The following is a 19257-nucleotide window of genomic DNA, read 5'->3' on the forward strand; positions in this document are numbered from 1 at the left end:
GCGCTCGCCGTCGCCACGGCCGCACTGCCAGGGCCACTTGGTCACGGCTCCCCGTCCGGAGGCACGCGGCTGGCGAGCGGGTCGATCACCACGGAGGATGAGTACGCGTCGCCGGTGGCAGATCTCCTGGTCCGCTGCGGGTCTGTGAAGGAGGCACCCCGTGGAGAGCGTGGACACGGGCCGGTTCGGAGCCGTGGGACTCTTACCGGCGGTGGTCTGGTGAAGATCTACGGCAACTCACCCGCCAACTCGCGCCAGAGGGCGCAGCGGACGCTGGCGAAGGCGAGAGGCAGGCCGTCGCGGGTCTCCTTGGCGTTGATTGTGTCGGTTCTCCTCGCGACGACCGGGCTGTTGGGCTGGTTCGGCATCGACGACTTCGTCGGGGCGCTGACCTTCGCCGGGCGCATCACCGGTGCCGTACTCATCGCCGTGGCGTTCACCACGCTGCTGGGCACCGTCGCAGCCGCTGACCACTGGCTGTGGAAGAGCTTTCGCTACTCCGGGCTGGTGGCGCTGATCGGCTCGTTCGCGGCCTTGCTGACCAATTTCCTCGTGCTGGCGGAAATCCTCAAGGTCTCGGTCGCCGGCCGGGGCGGCCAAGGCCCGATCCGCCGGCCGCATCAGGGTCGGCGGGGTGGGCGGGTCCGGTCGCCGCGCCGGTGGAGCTCCACGGCCACGGGAGCGGCGGTGAAGACGGAGGAGTACGTTCCGACCGCGAGGCCGATGAGCAGGGCCAGGGCGAAGTCGGTGAGCGCGGATCCGCCGAGCACGGCGAGGGCGGCGAGGATGAAGGCGGCGCCCATGCCGGTGTTCACGGTGCGGGGCAGGGTCTGGAGGATCGCCTGGTCCACGATGCCGGGCAGCGGTCTTCCGGTGGCGTCGCGGGCGAGTTCCCTGACGCGGTCGAAGAGGACCACGGAGTCGTTCACCGAGTAGCCGATGACGGTGAGCAGGGCCGCCAGGAACACCCCGTCGACGGGCTTGCCGAGCCAGGCGAAGACGCCGACGAGGACCACCACGTCGTGGGCGAGGGCCGCGACCGCGGCGGTGCCGAAGAGCAGGCGGAAGCGCGCCGTCAGGTAGACGAGCTGTGCGCCGAGGGCGACGGCGAGCGCGATCAGGGCGCCACGGCGCAGCTCCTTCCCGAGGCTGGGCCCGATCAGTTCGTCGCGGACCTTGTCCGCCCCGCCGGCGAGGTCGCGTACGGCGCCGGTCACCTCGGCCTCCTCGGCGTCGGTCAGCGGGTCGGTGCGCACGGTCAGGCCGCTGTCGCCGGAGGACTGCACGACGGCCCGGGGGAATCCGGCCTCCGCGAGCGCGGTGCGGGCCCGGTCGGCATCTACGGGGGCGCCGGTGGCGTACTCGATGAGGCGGCCACCGGTGAACTCCACTCCGAGGTCGAGGCCCCGCACCGCGACGCCCGACGCGGCCAGGACGAGCACGGCGGCGGACACGGCCAGCCAGCGGCGTGGGTGGCGCATGAGGTGGGGGCGGCGTCGGGTGAGCCGGTCGCGGACGGCGCCCGTGGTCGCGATGCCGGTGAGGTGGGGGCGGCGGCGCAGGCCGGGACGGCCGGCGGCGTACTCGGCGAGCACCCGGGTGATCACCAGGGCGCTGAACATGGAGGCGAGCACGCCGATGCCGAGGGTGACACCGAAGCCCCGCACGGGCCCGGACGCGAGGAAGAACAGCAGAGCCGCGGCGATCAGGGTGGTGATGTTGGAGTCGGCGATCGCGCTCAGGGCGTTGCGGAACCCGGCCGTCAGCGCCGAGCGGGCACTGGGGCGGCGGCGGGCCGCGTACTCCTCGCGGGCGCGTTCGAAGACCAGCACATTGGCGTCCACGGCCATGCCGATCGCCAGGACGAAGCCGGCCAGGCCCGGCAGGGTCAGGGTGGCGCCGAGCACGGCCAGAGCGGCGTAGGAGACCAGGCCGTAGCAGACCAGGGCGACGGCGGCCAGCGCCCCCATCAGCCGGTAGACGACGATGATGAACAGCGAGGTCAGCGCCGTACCGATGGCCGCCGCCCAGGCACTTGCCGTGATGGCCCGCGCGCCCAGGGTGGGGCCGACGGTGCGCTGTTCGACGGTCTCGACCGGCACGGGCAGGGCTCCGCCGTTGATGAGCAGGGACAGCTCGCGGGCTTCCTCGGGGCCGAAGGAGCCCGTGATCTGTGTGGCGCCGTCGCGGATGCCGGTCCCGCACGCCACGGACGGGTCGACCTGCGGCGAGGAGATGACCTTGCCGTCGAGGACGATGGCCACCCGCCGTTCCGGGGCGCCCGGCGGGTGGCAGGCGGCCTCGCCGGTCAGCCGGGCCCAGCCGTCACGGCCGGCGCCCGCGAAGGCGACGGTGACGTGCCATCCGGCGCCGCCCTGCTGGCCGAAGCGGGCGGCGGCTTCCTTGACGTGCGCGCCGGTCAGGGCCGCGGCACCGAGGCGCAGCGGCGTGCCGGACCCATCGGGCAGGACGGATTCCCGGGGTTGCTCGGGCAGGGGCCGGGAGCCGTCGTCCGCGCCGTCGGCGGTGCCGAGCACCGGGTGGAAGGTGAGCTGCGCGGTGCGGCCCAGGACGTCGGCGGCCTTCTTCGGGTCCTGCACGCCGGGCAGTTCGACGACGATGCGGTCGTCGCCGGAGCGGACGAGGGTGGGTTCGGCGACGCCGAGCGCGTCGACACGGCCGCGCAGCACCTCCAGGGTGCGGTCGGTGACCGCGCGGTCGGCCTTGGTGGTGGCGGTGGACCGGGTCTGGAGCACGATCTGGGTGCCGCCGCGCAGATCGAGTCCGAGGCGGACCGGCACGGTGACGGCGATGTACAGCGATACGGCGATGACGGCGAGGGCGAGCGACGCTCTCACCCGCGGGGAACTGGTCAACGGGGGCCTCCGGCGGGCACACCACGGCCACGGCGGCGGCCGGAGACCGGCCGCGGCCCGGGGGCGAGGTGCGCGGTGAACGAAAGAGAGGAAGTGTCAGGTGCCGGATGGCTGGGGTGGTGCCCGTCCACGATCACGGGGTGCGTGAGGGTCCGAGGCGGGGATGTGCCCGGTCGATTGCGTGAGCCGTGCCGGGCGGGGCGGGGCGACGGCCGTGCCCTGGGGACAGGCGCCGAGGTGGCAGCGCGGAGCCGGATGCTCCCGGTGCTGCTCCTGGCGCGGTGCCGCCCGGACGGTGCAGACGGTGTCGCACCCGTCGTCGGCGCGCGGCGCGGCGTCCGAGTGGTGACCCGCTGCTGCCGCCGCTACGGCTGCGGGGGCGCTCGTGGTCGCGGGGTTGGTCGTGGTCGCGGGGCCGCTCGTGACCGCAAAGCCGGTCATGGCCGTGGGGCTGCTCATGCCCGCAGGAGCACTCGTGACCGCGAGGCCGCCCACGCCCGCAGGGCCACTCGTGACCGCGAGGCCACCAACGCCCGCAGGGCCGCTCACGGCCACAGGACCGCTCATAGCCACCAGGCCGTTGAGGCCGACCGCGGTCAGCAACGTCAGGGCGACGGCCGCCAGTACCGCGACGACGAACCGCCGGGCACTTCGTCGGCAGGGGGCGGTGCGCGCGAGGTGGTGCATGCCCCTCCCCTCTCGTCGTGGTGTGCGGGTGCCGGCCGGGCGCGGGTACCGGTCCGGGAGCGGGCGAATGCCGGCGGGGATCGGACGGGGTTCAGGGTTCGATCAGGCCGACGCGGATGGCGTAGCGGGTGAGTTCCAGGCGGTCGCGCAGACCGAGCTTCTGGAGCAGGTTGGCGCGGTGCCGCTGGACCGTCTTGACGCTGATGAACAGCAACTCCGCGATCTCCTTCGAGGAGTGCCCCTCGGCCACCAGCTTCAGGACCTCCTCCTCGCGGGGGGTGAGGACCTGATCGGGGGCTTCCTCGCCGCGTCGGGCCCGGTCCAGGTAGTTGCGGATCAGGGCGGTGACCGCGCCGGGGTACAGGAACGGTTCGTCCCGCATCGCGGCCCGGCACGCGGCGACCAGGTCCCGGTCGGCGACCGACTTCAGCACGTACCCGCTCGCGCCGGCCTTCAGAGCCTGGAAGAAGTACTGCTCGTTGTCGTGCATGGTGAGCATCAGGATCCGCAGACCCGGCTTGAGAACGGCCAGTTCCCGGGCGGCCTGCAAGCCGGTCATGCGCGGCATGGCGATGTCCAGGACGGCCAGGTCGACGTCGCCGGTGCGGGCCAGTTCGACGGCCTCGGCGCCGTCACCGGCCTCGGCGACCACCTCCAGGTCCGGTTCCTGGTCGAGGATGAGCCGCACACCCCGGCGGACCAGCGCGTGGTCGTCGGCGAGCAGGATGCGGATCGTGTTCCGGGACGCCCTCCAGGGCGGTGTCCCGGTCGGGGTGGTCGTGGCGTCGGGCATGGTCAGGGCTGCTTCCTGGGAACGGACGCGGTGAGCTGGACGCGGGTGCCGGTACCGGCTGCCGGGGTGATCTCAAGGCTGCCCCCGATGAGCAGGGCCCGCTCGCGCATGCCGCGGATGCCGGCGCCCTCGCGGGGGGCCTTGATGCCGGAGCCGTCGTCGGTGACCGTCAGCACCACGCTGTCGTCGACGTGGCGCAGGGCGACCGTGACCCGCTGGGCGTCCGCGTGCCGGGCGACGTTGGTCAGCGACTCCTGGGCGACGCGGTAGAGGACCAGTTCGGTCTCCGGCGCGAGGGCGGGCAGGTCGGCGTCGAAGCGGCGGCTGACGCGCAGCCCGGTGTGCGTGGCGAAGTCCTCGGTGAGCGAGGTCAGCGCGCTGACCAGACCCAGGTCGTCCAGCACGCCGGGCCGCAGCCGGCGTACCAGGCGACGGACCTCGTCGAGGCTCTCCCGGGTGATCTCCTGCGCCTCGTGCAGCTCTTCCCGCAGTGCCGCCGGCGCGTCGTCCGCGGCCCGCTTGAGCCCCAGCAGGATCGCGGTCATGCTCTGGCCGACCTCGTCGTGCAACTCCTGGGCGATGCGGCGGCGTTCGGCCTCCTGGGCCAGCAGGGCCCGGGCGCTGCTGGTGGCCCTTTCGTGCTCCAGCCGCTCCAGCATGGCGTTGAACGTGCGGATCACCTCGGCGACCTCGCCGCCTCCGGAAGCGGGCAGACGCTGGCCGGGGCGCAACAGGTCCACGGTGGTCATCAGCTTCGTGAGCCGGTCGAGCGGGGCCAGGCCGAGCCGCAGCAGCGCGGCGTTGGCGACCAGCATCACGACCAGGCCCCCGACCAGGATGACGGCCTCGGTGAGCAGGACCGGCACGGAGACGGTCACCGGGGCCCACAGGAGCAGCGCGGTCGCCGTGCCCAGCACGACGGCGTTCAGGGCGAAGATCCGCCAGAACAAGGACACCGGCCCGACGCCTCCCCTTCTACAACCTCGCTCCACCTCCACTGTCGCCATCGCGCAGCCCCACCGCGTCCACGGTACCGGGGCGCTCGGGTGCGCCTGCGGCCAGCGTCCCCCGTCGCGCGGGCCGCGTCGATGGGGCCTGGACCCCATTTCCCGGGGCGCGCACCACCCATGGCCCGTCCGTATGGGTCCCGTGCCCCGGCCGAGATGGGGCGCGCGCCCGATAGGTGTCCGCCGCCGGCCCGGCCAGGGTGGGAGGCACACGATCACCGCCCACGAGAAGCGCCGGCTCGGCAGCGCCGCCGCGAAAGGGACTGACCATGTCACTCGACGTCACCCGGGCCGTACCCCATCCGGACGAGGCCCGACGGCTCCTGGAACACGCCCGCGTCTCCCGGCTGGCCCAGCTCCAAGCCCTCGACGAGACCGCGCAGACCACGGACGCGTACCTGCTGTCCGAGCAGAAGAGCGCCATGAGGCGGGTCCTGAAGGAGATCGAGGAAGCCTTCGCCCGCATCGACGACGGCACCTACGGCACCTGCCAGGACTGCGCCAAGCCCATCCCCGCGGAACGGCTGGAGATCCTCCCCTACACCCGCTGCTGCGTCGCCTGCCGACGCCGCGCCACCTGACCACCGCCCGCGCCGGCCCCCAGCCCCCTGCCCCCCGAAGGGGTGAAGTGGTGAACCACCAGACCATCGGCCACAGCACGACCCACCTGTCGGCCGAGGACCTCGCCGCACTGCGCCGGCACCTCCATGAGCAGCGACTGTTCCGCCAGGAGCAACTGCGGCAACTCGCCGGACCGGTCGTCACCTCACGCGCCGAGGACCGGCCGCACCGGCAGGCCGCCGCGCAGACAGAGGTCCGCGTCAAGCTCTCCGCATCCGCCCGCATGGTTCTCGCCGACGTCGAGGCGGCCCTGGAACGCCTGGACGACGGCTCGTACGGCACCTGCCACCTGTGCCGGCGCCCCATCGACCGGGAACGGCTGATGATCGTGCCGCAGTGCCGCTACTGCGCCCGCTGCCAGCAGGTCAGGGAGGCCGCCCCATGACCGGCCTCGGCCATCCCCTCGGTACCGCTGCCGGGCACCGGCCCTGGCCGCTGTGCCGGCGCTGCTGCGGCATCGCCCTGGACATGGGCAGCGCCCGCACCCGGGCCTGGATCGCCGGAAAGGGCGTGGTCGTCGACGTACCCACCGTGACCTTCCCGGGCTCCGGCGCGGTCCACCCCATCCAGCACGGCACCATCATCGACACCCCGGGGTGCGCCCGCATGCTGCGACGCCTGCTCGCCCACCGACTGCCGCGCTTCGTCCGCCCCCTGGTCATCGTCACCGCTCCCGTCCTGGACGGCGTCGCCTACCGCGCCCAGGCCCGCACCGCGGTCGACGTGCTCCGGCCGCGCGGCGTCCTGACCGTGCCCAGCGCCCGGGCCATCGCCGTCTCGGCCGGCGCGGACATGTCCCGTCCGCTGATGGTGGTGGACATCGGCGCCCACCTCACCGAGGTGGTGCTGCTGGGCGACGGCGACGTCACCGACGCGCGCCGCACTGCCCTGGGCACCAGCGATCTGGACGACACGACCACACCCGAGGAGATCGCCGGGGCGGTGGCCTCGATGCTGACGGCGATGCTGCGGCAGGACCGCACTTCGCTCACCGCCGACGCGGTGCGCCGCGGCATCCTGCTGGCCGGTGGGGGCGCCCTGCGTCCCGAGATCACCCGCCACCTCGCCGAGCAGCCGCACATGCCGATGCGCGTGGTCCGGGCCCCGCACACCGCATCGGTCCGCGGCGCCGCCAGACTCCTGCAAGCCGCCCACACCCACCCCTCCGCCTCCGGCGCCCTCCCGTCGGCTGCCCGCCCCCACCGGGCCCCCGGATGATCCGCGAGACACAGCCTCGGGCCGCGCCCGCAGCCCCGGTTCCCCCGGCTCCGCATCCGCCGCGTCCACCGCCGGGAGGAGGACGCGTGTCCGGCCGCGTACCGCCACCTCATGAGGAGTCGTCCGTGGTCATGCCCCGGCGCCTGAGACGCAATCCCTTGTGCCGCCGCACCGACCTGGTCCAGGCGTGGACCGGTCTCGGCCTGCTGCTGGCCGCGCTGGCAGCCACCCCTGCCGCCATGGTCCTCGTCGGCGACGCCGCCCACCGCCACTACGCCCGTACCGCCCGGCACCAGGCCGCCACCCGCCACCACACCACCGCCATCCTCCTCCAGGACGCCCGGCGCCACCCCGAACCCGGCTCCGCCGAAGCCAGGAAGACCCGCTACCCGGCCGAGGTCCGCTTCACCGACGCCCACGGGCACACCCGCACCGCCACCGCCGAGGTCCAGCCCGCACTGACCAAGGGCAGCGCCGTCCGCGTCTGGGTCGGCGCCGACGGAACGATCACGGACCCACCGCTGAGCCCCGGCGAGGTCCGCAGCCGCGCCATGGGATCGGCCATCATCGCCGCCCTCGGCGTCCACGCCACCGCAGCCGCCGCCCACGCCGCCGCCTGCCGCGTCATCCAGCGCCGCAACCTCGCCGCGTGGGACACCGCGTGGGCCCGGACGGCACCCCGCTGGACCACGTCGCCGTAGCTCCCGGCCGGCCGGCGGGTCCCGCTCATTTCCCGTGCCGGCCACTGGCTCGCCGAACTCCGGGACGAGACACCGAGTGGTGCGAAGCGGCGGCGGAGCGTCAGTCGCCTTTCCGCCGTCCTGGCAGCCGAGTTCGGGACCATCCGGTGTCACTCCTCGCGGAACCCGGCTGCGTCGCACGGCGGCCTGGCGTACGTTCGGGGCCATGACACGCACCCGGGAATTCCGGCCGGTGAGCCGGTGAGCGGCTGGTGGGCCTGTCTGGAGGAGCGGACGCGCCGGGAGGTCGACGCCGACGTGCTGCGGGACCGCCGCCTGCCGGCGGTCAGGTCCGTACACGACGCCCTGCGCCCTTTGGGGTTGGGCTTGGCCGAGGCCGAGCGGGTGGTCCATGCCCGCTACGAGGCTCTCGCCGACCAGGTGCGGCGCACACCGCCCGATCCGCTCGACGTCCCCTCACTCGCCGCCCGTGCCGCGGCTCTCCCGGGCCGTGTGTCCGCGATCGAGGCTCTGTGGGACGGCGACACGGTGCACGACTGGTTCGTGCTGCTGATCGCGGTCCTGGAGGATCCGGACGGGGAAGGCCACTTGGCGACCGTCCACCACCGTCGTGACGCCTCCCCTCCACAAACCGCCGCGGCCGAGGCCGGCCGGGCGTTGGCCGGCCACCTCGGCGTGCCGTTCCACTTCCCCTCCCCGAGCGTCCCTGACGACCAGGCCCCGCGTTGGCGGGCAGTGGCACGGCCGGCGGAGTGAGCGACGGGCTGCTGGGGGCACGGGAGCTCGGTGAGCCGATCTCGTACTCGCCCCGCATGAGTCGCGTCGACGCGGGAAGCCGGTGATCACGTTTCGGCGACGCAGGAGGAGATTCTCCATGAACAAGGGCAAGTGGATAACGGGCAGCGCGCGCAGGGAGTTGGCGGAAGCCTTCACCAAGGAGTACCGGGAGGGGCGGTCGATCCGCGCCATAGCCGAGGCTCATGGCCGGTCGTACGGCTTCGTGCACCGTGTGCTCACCGAAGCCGGCGCGCCCCTCAGGGCACGGGGAGGCGATGTCCGCACCGGCAACGCCCACTCGACGCGATAGCGGCCACGTCGGTATCGGCGTGGCGCGCGGCTGCTTCCCCTCGGCCCGGCAGGGGCTGGACCACCGGTTTCCGGGTAGCCGCACCTCGTGGGGCCCCCAACGAGAGCAGGGCACCCCTGGCGAAAGGAGTGTCATGTCTGGAGTTCTGCAACGACTCAAGCAGTTCGCGAACAGTCCGCAGGGTCGGCGCACGATCGAACAAGTACGCCGCACCGCATCCGATCCGCGCCGCCGGGCCCAGGCCCAGCGGCTCTTCGGCAAGCTGCGCGCCCGCCGGTCGGGGTCGGGGATGTGACCCGACGCCGGTGAGCGGCCTGCCGGTTCGCCGCCGCTGCCGGCCATGCGCAGGTCGCAGCCCGGGGCGACCCGGGTCCGTCACGGCCGGCAGGACGGCGGCCCGGACGGCGGTCAGAGACCGGCGCACACGGACCGGGCGGTCTTCAGTTCCTTCTGCGCCTCGGGCTCGGAGACGTCGGCGAAGCGGGCCACCCGGTTCTGCACCCTCTGCACGGCCTCGGCCAACGGCTTGAACTCGCGGTCACCGGCCGCCGCCGCGGCGGACAGCACGGCGGCGCCGCCAAGGCGGTTGAAGGCGATGTCCCTCTTGGCCCCGTCGGCCCGGAGGTCCGACTCGTGAAAGCCCTGTAGAGCCTCGCACGATCGGCGGGCGTCGCCGGCCGCGCCGCTGTCGGCGGAGCCGTCCCCGCCGCTGAGCGCCCAGGCGGTGCCGACCCCGCCCGCGCCCAGCACGAGCCCCGCGACCAGGGCGGCGGCCAAGGAGCGGTGCGACCGGCGGGCCGGGGCGGTGGGGGCGGGTGGGCCGAGGTAAACGTTGTAAGCGGGCGGTGTTGGCGATGACATGCCAGAAGCGTAGCGAGCGCCTCGGGGCAGGGACGACCCGGTCCGCCGGGGCGGAAGACGCTCAGGCTGTGCGTCCTGCGACACCCCGGTCAGGCGGTCGTCCCCTCCCGGTCGGAGGACGGCCACACGTAGGGCAGGTCGTCCGGGACGCCGGGGAACACGGGTGCGTACGTGTCCCGGTCCTTGCGGACGAGCGCGGACTGGTGGCTGCGGTGGAAGGCCTCGTCACCGAGCCACGGCGGGAGTTCGCCCGCGGCGGCGAGAGCGGGCTGATCGCGCACGTGCGCGCCCGGACGGCCTGCGGCGTATCCGGCGACCAGCGACGCGGCACAGCTGTCCTGGTGCCCCTGCTCACGCCAGACCCGGCACACTTCGAGCCCGTAGCGGACGAGGGCCTCCTCGTAGCCGCTCCACATGCGTACGGCCGGGTGCCTGCGCCAGCCGTACCCGGGAACGGTCAGGCCGCGCAGCACCTGGAGTGCCTCGACCCGCTGCTTGCCCAGGCGGCGACGGTCCAGGATCAGGGCGGAGCGCCGGAAGTCGGCATCGGGCAGGAACGTCTGCATGGTCGCCGTCCTGGAGCGGGTGCGGAGGGTTCGGATGATGCGGAGTCGCTCGGCGGGTCGTGCCGCCTCGCCCGTGGCGGTCAGCCGTCCGCGGCCGGGCGACCCGCCGTGCGGCCGGGGCGCCCGAGGGCGCGACGCGCCTCCCTCATCTCCGCCTCGTACAGGTGGTCCCGGCCTTGCGCGAGTGCGTTCACCACGCTGCGTTCCAGTTCCCGGAACGGCCGGTAATAGGTGTCGTTGTAGGCCTCGATGATCTGGAACGTCCAGTGACCCGGGATGACGTCGCGGCCCAGGATCTCGGCCTCCGCCTTCGCCGCCCATCCGGCGTGCCCGGCCTCGCGCAGCAGCCGTACCGCGCGTTCCAGTTCGAGGTCGGCCCCGCCGGTCAGCTGGTGGAAGCTGTACAGGTGGCCGCGGGCGCGCTCGGTGGTCTCCAGAGCCTTCGACAGCGATCCGAGGGCTTCGACGGTCAGATCGTCGACACCTTCCGGGCGGCGGTGCCGCTGGTCGGGCCCGCCCTGGTACTCGTTCATGGCACTCCCTGGGTGCTGTGGCGCCGCCGGTTTCCGCATCCCTTCCCCTCCCGCCGGGTGACCGTGTGCGGCGTGGGCCGGACGTGTGACGGGGCGTCGCGTGGGGGCGCTCCCCCTGGCTCACCACCCGCCGACGACGGGTGTGGTGGTGGGGCGGGCCCCGTCGACGCGCCGACCGCCGGGGGCGCCGGCAGCATCCCTCCCGTCGGTCCGGCCCCGTCGGGTGCCGTCCGGCGGCTCGGCCGCGGTCATCGGCCGCTCTCCGCGCGCCGTGCGACGAAGGTGTGGGTGATGCCGGTCTGCCAGCCCGGCAGGGGCAGGGCCCGGACGTGTTCGAAGCCGGCCGCGCGGACGCGGGCGGCGAAGCGGTCGACGGTGTCGAACTCGACGACGCTGCGCCACAGATGGCGGTACAGCCCGCCGTCCCCGAGGGCGGACGCCGCGGGCTGTACGAGGCCGCGGCACACCACGCTCCACACCGCTCGGTCGACGCGCCGGCCGCTGAGGGTGTACTCGTGCACGCCGAGCCGGCCGCCGGGCACGAGCAGGTCCCGTACGGCGGTGAGGACGGCGTCGGGATCGGACACGTTGCGCAGCAGGTAGGCCGCGAAGACGGCGTCGAACGGTCCGGTCACGCCCGCCTCGGCCAGGCGTTCCGCCGGTGCCCGAACGAAGGTCACCCCACCCGCCCAGGGCTTGGTGGCGGCCCGCCGCAGCATGCCGGCGGAGGCGTCGACGGCGGTGATGCGCGCGGCCGGCAGGACGGCGCGGAGCGCGGCCGTCGAGGCGCCCGTGCCGCAGCCGAGGTCCAGCAGGCGCAGGCCCGCTCCGGACCCGGGCAGGCCGAGACGGCGTACCGAGCGCCGGAGGTGGGCGTGGTAACCGGGGTTGGCGGCCACCAGCGTGTCGTAGCCACGGGCGGCGTGGTCGAACGCGGCGGTGAGGTCCTCGTCGCGCAGCAGCGTCATGCGGTCTCCAGGTCGGTGCGGTCGCGGTGATGGGTCGAAGGGGCGGCAAAGTGGAACGGGTGCGTCAGTCGAAGGGGCGGCGGGGCAGGAGGGGCGGTTCGAGCGCCGAGCGGAGCATCGGGCCGGCGTTGCAGACCGGCGGAGGTGTGGCCGGTGGACGGGCGGGTGCTGCCACCGGCGGTGAGGGCCCGGGGTGAGAACTCCGTGTACTCGGCGAGGGCTTCGTGCGGTCCGACCGGCAGGCAGGACGTAGCCGAAGCAGAGGCCGTCGGCGGGCTGTGGGGTGCGGGGGTCCATGAGGTCGCCGGTGTCGGGGTCGGTGTTGGAGCAGTGTGGTGGGGCGGCGGGCAGGCTGCCGGGCGTGGCCACGGCGCCTTCGGTGACGCGCTGACGGTTCCTGGGGGCACCTGCGCGTACGGCCCCCCGCCGGCGACCCGGTCGAAGGGGGCCTCGCGCCGCTGCGGTACAAGCTGATCCAGTCCGGCGACTTCGAGGGCCTGGTCGGGCGGACCTGGGGCGCGGTCCGACCATGCGGCGGGTGGGCGATGTGGGAGGCATCGCCGCAGCAGGCCGGCCGCGTTGCGGGCCGGTGCCGCGGACCCGCCCGGCGCACGCGGCGGGGACGTGGTGACGGTGCCGCTCATGACCATGACGAGAGGAACACTGCACCCCACACAGGCGAAGGAACACCATGCGGTCGCGCCCCCGCCCGCCCCGCGCCCTGCGGGCCCGTCGGGATCCCCCGTCCGGGTGCCACGCTCCCGCGCGCGGGAGACCGGCCGGTGACGCGCACGCTGCCCGGACGCACCGACCACGTCGTCGTGGGTGCCGGCGTGACACCGGTCCCACCGTGCTGACCATGCCCGAACTCGCCGACGAAGCGCCTTCGTGGCCGTCGGCGACAGCCTGCGCCGCAGGATGGAACTGATTCTCCTGCACCCGGCCTACCGGGCCCGCTTCGCGGACGGCAGCACGCGCCGCATCGCCGCGCGGTGGTCCCGCACCGGCGGCGCGTGGCGGTCGCCGCCGACGGCCTCGTGCGGGCGGTCGGCGCGCGGCTGCGTGCTGGGCTTCCGTCCCGGCGACCCGCGGCACCGCGTCGGCTGACCACCCCGGAGCTCGGCGGATCGTGCCCTCCGGCCGCGGCGGAGGTCGTGTGGACCCCGTCCCGCCCGGCCGCCGCGGTCGTCTTCCGCTGTCGCTGCGCCGACGGCCGGTGCCGTGGGAGCATCAGCGGCCGACCTGGCGCGATGCCAGGCCGGGGTGATCGCGGGGGCGTGGGAACAGGCGCGGGCCCAGCCGTCGGGCTACTGGTGCGTCGGGCGGTCTCCGCGGCGACCGTCCGCTTGCGGGGACCGTGGCGGGTCGGGAGGTGGTCATGTGGCGCCGTGCCGTGGCACATCAGGGAGCAGCAAGGCACGGGACTGTCCCGCAACGGCGCCCCGGCATCCCGCACCGACCGGGCCGGCTACGGTGGGCGCGTCACCGCCTGGGTGCCTCGGCCGTTGTCGACTTCCGTCGGCGGACGTCTGCCACGGGCCCCCAGGGCAGCCACCAGACCGCGCGTCCCACGGCCCTGAGTTGCCGTCGCAGGGCCCGTTCGGCAGCGGTCAACGGCGTGTCGGCGCTGAGTCGTTCGGGGTGGCCGGGGGCCGGCCCTTCGTCCGCCGTGCCCAGAGGTACGGACACCCAGATGGATCCTGTGGCGGCGAGGCCGCGCATCACCAGGCCGGCCCAGCCCCGGATCCTGGTGCTCGTGCCCCACCGACCGCATCGGCCTTCGGCACGCACCGCCGTCAGCTCCCTCGGTGATCCGTTGTGAAGGTCAGCACCGAGGCGCCCGTGGGGGTCTGTACGGCGGTGCGCAGGGTGAGGCCGGCCGTGGCCGCGAGGGCGCGGAAATCGTCGAGGGTGCGTTCCCGGCCGCCCGCGGTCAGCAGCATGCGCAGGTCCATCGCGGTCGCCCACGGCTGTTTCACGCCGTCCTCCTTCAGCCGTTCGATCACCACGACGTGGCCGTGCGGCGCGGCGGCCGTGGCACAGCGGTCGAGGATCCGCGCGGCCCGGCGGTCGTTCCAGTCGTGCAGGACGAAGGAGAGGACGTAGGCGTCGGCGCCGGGGGGCAGGGGGTCGAAGAACGTGCCGGGGACCACGGCGCAGCGGTCGGTGAGGCCGGCGTCGGCCAGCCGGCGGCGGGCGTTCTCGGCGGTGCCGGGGAGTTCCACCAGGGTGCCGCGCAGATCGCGGTGCGCGTCGAGGATGCGGGTGAGCAGCTTCCCCGTTCCGCCGCCCACGTCGACCACATGGCCGACGCCGCTCCAGTCGTAGGCGTCCGCCGCCGCCTCCACGTTCGCCAGGTGCGTCTCCATGAGGGCGTCGAAGGACGCGGCTCGTGCGGGATCGGCGGCGAGGTCTTCCCAGAAGGACGCGCCGAACCGCTCCGGGTAGGCCGGTTCGCCGGTGCGGACCGTGGTGAGCAGGCCGCTGAGCGCCAGGTCGGAGCGGCCCATGCCGCCGTCGAGGTCCAGCCATGCACGGGTGCGCGCGGGATGGTCGTCCCTCAGGACGGACCCGAGGTCGGTGAGGGCGTAGCGGCCCGGCTCAGGCTCTTCGAGGAGACCGCTGGCCGCCAGGTGGTCCAGGAGCCTGCGCAGGGCGTCGGCGTCGCTCCGGGTGCGTTCGGCCAGGGCGTCGGCCGTGGTGACGCCCTCCGCGATGAGGTCGGCCACCCCGAGGGTGGCCGCGGCGCGGATCGCGTACGGCGTGACCAGGTCGGTGAGTGCCGCGAGGCGTGCCACCGCGGGGTCGCCCGGGGCGGCGGGAGGAACCGGTGTCCGCGTCGTGCGCGCCGAGGTCGTCGTGCTCATGCGTTCGCTCCGTCGCTGGTGGTGGTCCGGGTCAGTACGCAGGCGTACGCGGGCAGGCTCATCGCGTCCGTCTGGAGGTGGAACGGCAGCAGGGGGCCGACCGCGAAGCCGAAGCGGACGAACTCGTCGGCCAGACCCTGCGCGGTGAGCGGCTTGAACGGGAAGCTGTCCACGCGGCTGCCCCTGAGGTAGAGGCAGCCGCCCGGACGCAGGACACGGGCGGTTTCAGCGGCGTACAACGCGCGGTCCTCCCCGCCGAGGTGGTGGAAGCAGCCGCGGTCCACGACGACGTCGAAGGTCCCGTCGGGGAACGGCAGGTCGCGCGCGTCGGCCTGCCGGAAGGCGGGCGGGGCGCCCTCGGGGGCTTCCTCCGCGGCGCGGGCCCTGGCCAGGGCGAGGGCCTCCTCGCTGAGGTCGATGCCGGTGACCCGGTATCCGGCGCCGGCCAGGGCGATGGCGTCCCAGCCGGTTCCGCAGCCGATGTCGAGGGCGGTGCGTCCGGCGCCCGGCCCGCGGGCCGCCAGGAATCCGACGAGTTCGGCGGAGGGGTGGCTGAGTTCCCAGTAGGTGTGGTGGTCGCCGTTGCGGTAGCTGCGGTTCCAGTCGAGTGCGGTGGTGGGCGTCGTCATGGTGGCGCTCCGTCCGGGGTCGGGTACGGGAACGGTTCGTCGGCCCCGTCCCACCGCACTCGGAACCGTGCGCGTCAGGGCCGGGCGGGTGCGGACGCGGTCAGGGTGATGTAGGTGTCGGTGATCACGGGTGTCTCCCCGGCCAGGGCCGGGCTGCACGCGTAGACGTGGTAGCGGGGCCAGGCGGGGACGAGCGAGGCGGGGTGCGGGACGGCGGCCGGGGGCAGGGATGCCGCCGGTGCGGGCCGCCCGTCGTGCCCGGCGGTGGGCCTGTGGTGCAGGAACGGTCCGTGGCCCATGACGGTTTCCATCCTGGCCCCGGGCACCTGCGCGAGGTCGTCGGCGGTCACCTCTGCCGCGAGCCTGGACGACGGGATGGACAGGCAGGCGTCGAAGCGGCGCGACGTGCCCGCGTCGTAGTGGACCTCGATCGCTTTGGTCTCCCTGGTCGCGAGGCCGCAGGAGAAGACCAGAGCGGTCAGCCGGCGCCACGTGTCCCTCCACGTGTCCGCTCCCCCCGGGTTTCTGAGGCTGAGCACGAGCAGGGGCTGGGCGCGTACCACCGTCCAGTGCGGGACGTTGGAGGCACCTGGCTCCATGGGCCGGTCGTGGGAACGAAGGAGTGTCGCGTTCTGCACTGGAGGTCCCGTCGGTGTCGCTGCGGGCAGTTGTGGGCACGACCCTATGCGTCGGCTGTGAACTCCAGCAGGCAGTATCCGGACGGCGTGGGGTGGACGGCCCGCAGGGTGAGCCCGGCCGTGCGGCCCAGCGCGCGGAACTCGTCCTCCGTGCGCTCCTTCCCGCCCAGCAGGGCCATGTACAGGTCGAGGGAAGGCACCAGTCGCGGGGCTCCGCGCAGGAATTCGGCGACGACGACGCGGCCGGCCGGGCGGGCGGCCTCGGCGCAGCGGCGCAGGATGTCGGCGGCACCTTCGTCTCCCCAGCCCATCACGGTCGACTTGACGAGGTAGAGGTCGGCACCGCGCGGCAGCGGTTCGAACATGGATCCGGCGACGGCCGTGGCCCGGTCGGCGACGCCCGCCTTGGTGAACCGCTCGGTGGCCGTGCTCACGGCGCGGGCGTCGTCGACGAGGGTTCCCCGCAGGTGCGGGTGCGCTTGCAGGAGGCCGGTCAGGAGCGCGCCGCTGCCGCCGGCGATGTCGGCGACGTGGCCGGCCGTCGTCCAGTCGTAGGCCTGGAGGATCTCCGGCAGGGTCCAGGCGGTGAGCGTCGCCATCAGTTCGTCGTAGGCGGCGCCGCGGCGGGCGTCGCTGTTGAGGTGTTCGAAGAAGGACCGGCCGAAGGTGGGTGTGTAGGCGTCCTGTCCGGTGCGGACCGCGGTCAGGAGCGCGCTGAGACCGATGTCGTACTGGCCCATGCCGCCCTCGACGTCGAGCCAGGGGTGGACGGTCATGGGGTGGTCGCGGCGCAGCCGTCGGGAGAGTTCGGTGTTGCGGTACCGGCCGGGGCCGTCCTGTTCGAACACGCCGTGGGCCGCGAGGTGTTCGAGGAGGCGGCCCACGGTGTCGGGGGCGGCGTCGGTGCGCCGGGCGAGGTCCTCGACGGGCACGGTGGCGTCGCCGATGTGGTCGGCGAGCCGGAGGGTGGCCGCCACCCGCATGGCCCAGGGCGTCACCAGGTCCGTGAGGACGCCGAGTTGTCGTGCGACGTCTGTCGTGGTGGTGGAACTCGCGCTCACGTGTGCTCCTTTGCTCACGGTGATGTTGTCGTGCGTGGTCCGCGCGCCGCGGTTCACTGCCCGCCGCCCGCGGGTGCCAGCAGGTGCAGCAGCCGTGTCTCGTGGCCGATGATGTCGTGCACGGCGTCGTGCAGGGCGGTCGCCAGGTCCTGGCGCAGCTCCGGGACGGCGGCGACGGCCTCCTCGCGCAGGGCGGGCAGGCGCGCGGCGACGGCCGACGCCTCCACGTGGCGCTCGGGGGTGCCGGCGAGGATGTGTTCCTCGCGTGCGCGGTGCGCGTCGGCGAGATCGCCGAGTGCCGTGCCCGCGGGCAGCAGGGTCGCGACCAGGTGCTGCCAGGCGGCGGCGTCGGCCGCGGCGAGGGGGATCGCGTCGGTGATCCGCGGATCGTCGAGGAGCGCGGCGGCCTCGTCGAGGAACGCGTGGAACATGCTCCGGAACCCGTCGCCTCCGGTTCCGGCGAGGTGTAGGTCGATGAAGGCCTGGACGAGTGTGTCGGTGACGGCCTCGGGCGTGGCCGAGTCGCGGACGGTGGCGACGAGGCGTTCGGCGAGCATGTGCAGGCCCTGGAGGCCGAGGGCGGCGTTGGCCGGCTCCAGGCCGGCGCGGGCGGCGGCGGTCAGTGCGGAGCGGATCCGGTCCTCGGTCGGCGGGACGGCCCGGTCCCACGAGGCGCGCAGCAGGGCGTGCCGGGGCGGGAAGGGCTGGTGCCGGGAGGCGCGGGCGGCGGCCAGTTCCTCCGGGGCGAGTGTGCGGGGACGGGCGGGGCGGTCGGAGATCCGGAGCCAGCCGCTCTCCTCGTCGGCGCCGAGGACCACGAGGCAGTGGCCGCCGAAGTGGTGTTCGGCGCTGAGGTACGACAGGTAGTGCATGTCGGCGTAGACGACCGCGAGGCCGTGCGCGTCCAGTTCCGCCGCGAGTTGGTCACCGGCCGCGCGCGGGTCGGTGGTGGTGGCGATGTCGAGTTCCAGGCCGACGCCGGCGGCCATGCGGCGGGTGAAGAGCGGGAAGGGGTCGTTGCGGGTGGCGAGGAACGGTGGCATGCCGGGGGCTTTGGGGACGTACATGAATCCGATGCCGCCACCGAGGCCGAGCAGCATCTCCTCGCTGATGTCGAGGCCGTGGGCGTGCAGGGCCTTGCGGAACGCGGAGGTTTCGCAGTGGGCGCCGCCGAAGAGCGGCGGCCTGAGCTTCCTGCCCGGCGGGGCCTGTCGTTCCTTGCCGCCGGTGGCCGGGGCCGTCGCCATGCCGGCTCCTCTCCCCTGATCGGTACGGCCGCTGGTGGGCCGCGTCACGGATCCGAGAGTTTTCCAGCGGTGGTGGCGGTCGCCCAGGGACGGCGGTCCGGTTCTGCGTGAGGGTCACCTGGAACCGCGCGGCGGTGTCCGGGAGTTGACCCGCTTGCTCATACGGCCGGGTTGCGGGTGAGGCGGTTGCCGGTCCTGTCAGCCGACGGGGAGATGGATGTCGATGCGGGCGTCGTCGTCCTGGGCGGCGCCGAGGCCGGAGCGGTAGATCTCGTAGAACGGCGGGTTCAGGCAGGGGGCGACGACGCCCTGTTGCTGGAAAGCGGTGGTGTCCAGGGCACGCCGATAGGTCTCGGACAGGGTGCCGAAGCGACCGCGGTGGGTGGTGCGCCAGCACCATACGGGGCCGAGGGTCTCGTAACGGACGGGGAGTCCGCTGTCGGCCGGCAGCGGGAGCCGGCGCAGTCCGGCTTCGGGAACGGCGACGCAGGCGTCGTAGCGGAGGGATTCGGCCGGGACGTACGCGGGATCGTCGTAGACGACTCCGACGAGTTGTATGCCCTGGGTCAGGCCGCAGGAGTCCGTGTAGTCGATGAGATTGCGCCAAGTCCGCGCGAGTGTACGGAAGGTGCCCGAGTGACGGAGGGAGATGACCGGCAGCGGGCCGAACTCGACAAACGTGAAGAGGCGCTGTCCGGACGTCAGCACGGTGTCCCGTGCGGGCGTCGCTCCTGTCTCGGTGACGTGTCTTCCGGCCATGTCCCCTGCCTTCGCGAGGTCGTCCGGGATACCGGAGCGGTATCCGTGCACTGCCTGACTGTATTCCCGCACTTGGCCTTGGAACGACTTTGACGCCATTCCGTCATGTGGCAGGATCCGCCCTCAAGTGACTGCGCG

General features: G+C 73.8%; 22 protein-coding genes and 1 pseudogene. 8 read left to right on the forward strand and 15 right to left on the reverse strand.

Annotated features, from left to right (window positions below):
* Window positions 1–227 precede the first annotated feature (227 nt).
* The 4 genes from AQJ11_RS50295 to AQJ11_RS07240 form a co-directional block, all read right to left on the reverse strand.
* Window positions 228–455, reverse strand: a complete 228-nt coding sequence (locus AQJ11_RS50295; RefSeq protein ID WP_208616457.1) for a hypothetical protein — start codon at window positions 453–455, stop codon at window positions 228–230.
* A gap of 165 nt (window positions 456–620) precedes the next feature.
* The gene (gene secD, locus AQJ11_RS07230) at window positions 621–2876 is read right to left on the reverse strand and encodes a protein translocase subunit SecD (protein WP_059262292.1); all 2256 of its coding nucleotides are present in this window, start codon (window positions 2874–2876) and stop codon (window positions 621–623) included.
* A gap of 778 nt (window positions 2877–3654) precedes the next feature.
* Window positions 3655–4356, reverse strand: a complete 702-nt coding sequence (locus AQJ11_RS07235; RefSeq protein ID WP_014677076.1) for a response regulator — start codon at window positions 4354–4356, stop codon at window positions 3655–3657.
* 2 nt (window positions 4357–4358) lie between these two features.
* Window positions 4359–5312 (reverse strand): sensor histidine kinase, encoded by a 954-nt coding sequence (locus AQJ11_RS07240; RefSeq protein WP_059262293.1) that lies wholly within the window; start codon window positions 5310–5312, stop codon window positions 4359–4361.
* Window positions 5313–5632: 320 nt separating this feature from the next.
* On the opposite strand from AQJ11_RS07240, the gene AQJ11_RS07245 reads away from it, so the two are divergent.
* The 7 genes from AQJ11_RS07245 (at window position 5633) to AQJ11_RS49730 (ending at window position 9285) form a co-directional block, all read left to right on the forward strand.
* The gene (locus AQJ11_RS07245; RefSeq protein WP_059262294.1) at window positions 5633–5944 is read left to right on the forward strand and encodes a TraR/DksA family transcriptional regulator; all 312 of its coding nucleotides are present in this window, start codon (window positions 5633–5635) and stop codon (window positions 5942–5944) included.
* A gap of 47 nt (window positions 5945–5991) precedes the next feature.
* Window positions 5992–6369, forward strand: a complete 378-nt coding sequence (locus AQJ11_RS07250; RefSeq protein WP_059262295.1) for a TraR/DksA family transcriptional regulator — start codon at window positions 5992–5994, stop codon at window positions 6367–6369.
* A complete protein-coding gene (locus tag AQJ11_RS07255; RefSeq protein ID WP_059262296.1) occupies window positions 6366–7202 on the forward strand; it encodes a rod shape-determining protein in 837 nt (278 codons plus the stop codon). Before AQJ11_RS07250 ends, AQJ11_RS07255 begins: the two co-directional genes overlap by 4 nt.
* A 125-nt stretch (window positions 7203–7327) precedes the next feature.
* On the forward strand, window positions 7328–7903 hold the full coding sequence (locus tag AQJ11_RS07260) for an Rv1733c family protein (RefSeq protein WP_059262297.1): 576 nt from the start codon (window positions 7328–7330) through the stop codon (window positions 7901–7903).
* A 240-nt stretch (window positions 7904–8143) separates the two neighbouring features.
* Window positions 8144–8659 carry a hypothetical protein gene (locus AQJ11_RS07265; RefSeq protein WP_059262298.1) on the forward strand — a complete coding sequence of 172 codons (516 nt, stop codon included), beginning with the start codon at window positions 8144–8146 and terminating at the stop codon, window positions 8657–8659.
* Between the two features lie 118 nt (window positions 8660–8777).
* Entirely contained in the window at window positions 8778–8990 is a 213-nt protein-coding gene (locus tag AQJ11_RS07270) for a helix-turn-helix domain-containing protein (RefSeq protein ID WP_059262299.1), read from the forward strand.
* 133 nt (window positions 8991–9123) lie between these two features.
* Window positions 9124–9285, forward strand: a complete 162-nt coding sequence (locus AQJ11_RS49730; RefSeq protein WP_167360851.1) for a hypothetical protein — start codon at window positions 9124–9126, stop codon at window positions 9283–9285.
* Between the two features lie 113 nt (window positions 9286–9398).
* Here the strand turns inward: AQJ11_RS49730 and AQJ11_RS07275 are convergent, their stop codons facing one another.
* The 4 genes from AQJ11_RS07275 to AQJ11_RS07290 form a co-directional block, all read right to left on the reverse strand.
* Window positions 9399–9851 (reverse strand): hypothetical protein, encoded by a 453-nt coding sequence (locus tag AQJ11_RS07275; protein WP_244218139.1) that lies wholly within the window; start codon window positions 9849–9851, stop codon window positions 9399–9401.
* A gap of 89 nt (window positions 9852–9940) precedes the next feature.
* Entirely contained in the window at window positions 9941–10417 is a 477-nt protein-coding gene (locus AQJ11_RS07280) for an MSMEG_6728 family protein (protein WP_059262300.1), read from the reverse strand.
* An 80-nt stretch (window positions 10418–10497) separates the two neighbouring features.
* Window positions 10498–10950, reverse strand: a complete 453-nt coding sequence (locus tag AQJ11_RS07285; protein ID WP_059262301.1) for a hypothetical protein — start codon at window positions 10948–10950, stop codon at window positions 10498–10500.
* 248 nt (window positions 10951–11198) lie between these two features.
* Window positions 11199–11918, reverse strand: coding sequence for a class I SAM-dependent methyltransferase (locus AQJ11_RS07290; RefSeq protein WP_059262302.1), 720 nt, complete (start codon window positions 11916–11918; stop codon window positions 11199–11201).
* 691 nt (window positions 11919–12609) lie between these two features.
* Between AQJ11_RS07290 and AQJ11_RS52620 the strand changes: the two are divergent.
* A pseudogene (locus tag AQJ11_RS52620) lies at window positions 12610–12890 on the forward strand (hypothetical protein); the annotation flags it as partial.
* A gap of 510 nt (window positions 12891–13400) precedes the next feature.
* Here the strand turns inward: AQJ11_RS52620 and AQJ11_RS52625 are convergent.
* From AQJ11_RS52625 to AQJ11_RS07325, 7 genes are all read right to left on the reverse strand, one after another.
* On the reverse strand, window positions 13401–13640 hold the full coding sequence (locus AQJ11_RS52625; RefSeq protein WP_398780462.1) for a DUF6059 family protein: 240 nt from the start codon (window positions 13638–13640) through the stop codon (window positions 13401–13403).
* A 74-nt stretch (window positions 13641–13714) separates the two neighbouring features.
* A complete protein-coding gene (locus tag AQJ11_RS07300) occupies window positions 13715–14785 on the reverse strand; it encodes an acetylserotonin O-methyltransferase (protein WP_244218140.1) in 1071 nt (356 codons plus the stop codon).
* Window positions 14782–15414: a class I SAM-dependent methyltransferase gene (locus tag AQJ11_RS07305; protein ID WP_014677061.1), complete on the reverse strand. Its 633-nt coding sequence runs from the start codon at window positions 15412–15414 to the stop codon at window positions 14782–14784. The genes AQJ11_RS07300 and AQJ11_RS07305 overlap by 4 nt, the downstream gene beginning before the upstream one ends.
* Window positions 15415–15488: 74 nt before the next feature.
* Complete coding sequence (locus AQJ11_RS07310) at window positions 15489–16013, reverse strand: hypothetical protein (RefSeq protein WP_244218141.1); 525 nt, start codon at window positions 16011–16013, stop codon at window positions 15489–15491.
* Between the two features lie 83 nt (window positions 16014–16096).
* Window positions 16097–17113, reverse strand: coding sequence for a methyltransferase (locus tag AQJ11_RS07315; protein ID WP_244218142.1), 1017 nt, complete (start codon window positions 17111–17113; stop codon window positions 16097–16099).
* A 53-nt stretch (window positions 17114–17166) separates the two neighbouring features.
* Entirely contained in the window at window positions 17167–18360 is a 1194-nt protein-coding gene (locus tag AQJ11_RS07320) for a BtrH N-terminal domain-containing protein (RefSeq protein ID WP_059262304.1), read from the reverse strand.
* A gap of 198 nt (window positions 18361–18558) precedes the next feature.
* Entirely contained in the window at window positions 18559–19170 is a 612-nt protein-coding gene (locus AQJ11_RS07325; protein ID WP_014677057.1) for an AraC family transcriptional regulator, read from the reverse strand.
* Window positions 19171–19257 lie beyond the last annotated feature (87 nt).

The sequence above is a fragment of the Streptomyces corchorusii genome, assembly GCF_001514055.1.
In the GTDB taxonomy this organism is placed as follows: domain Bacteria; phylum Actinomycetota; class Actinomycetes; order Streptomycetales; family Streptomycetaceae; genus Streptomyces; species Streptomyces olivaceoviridis.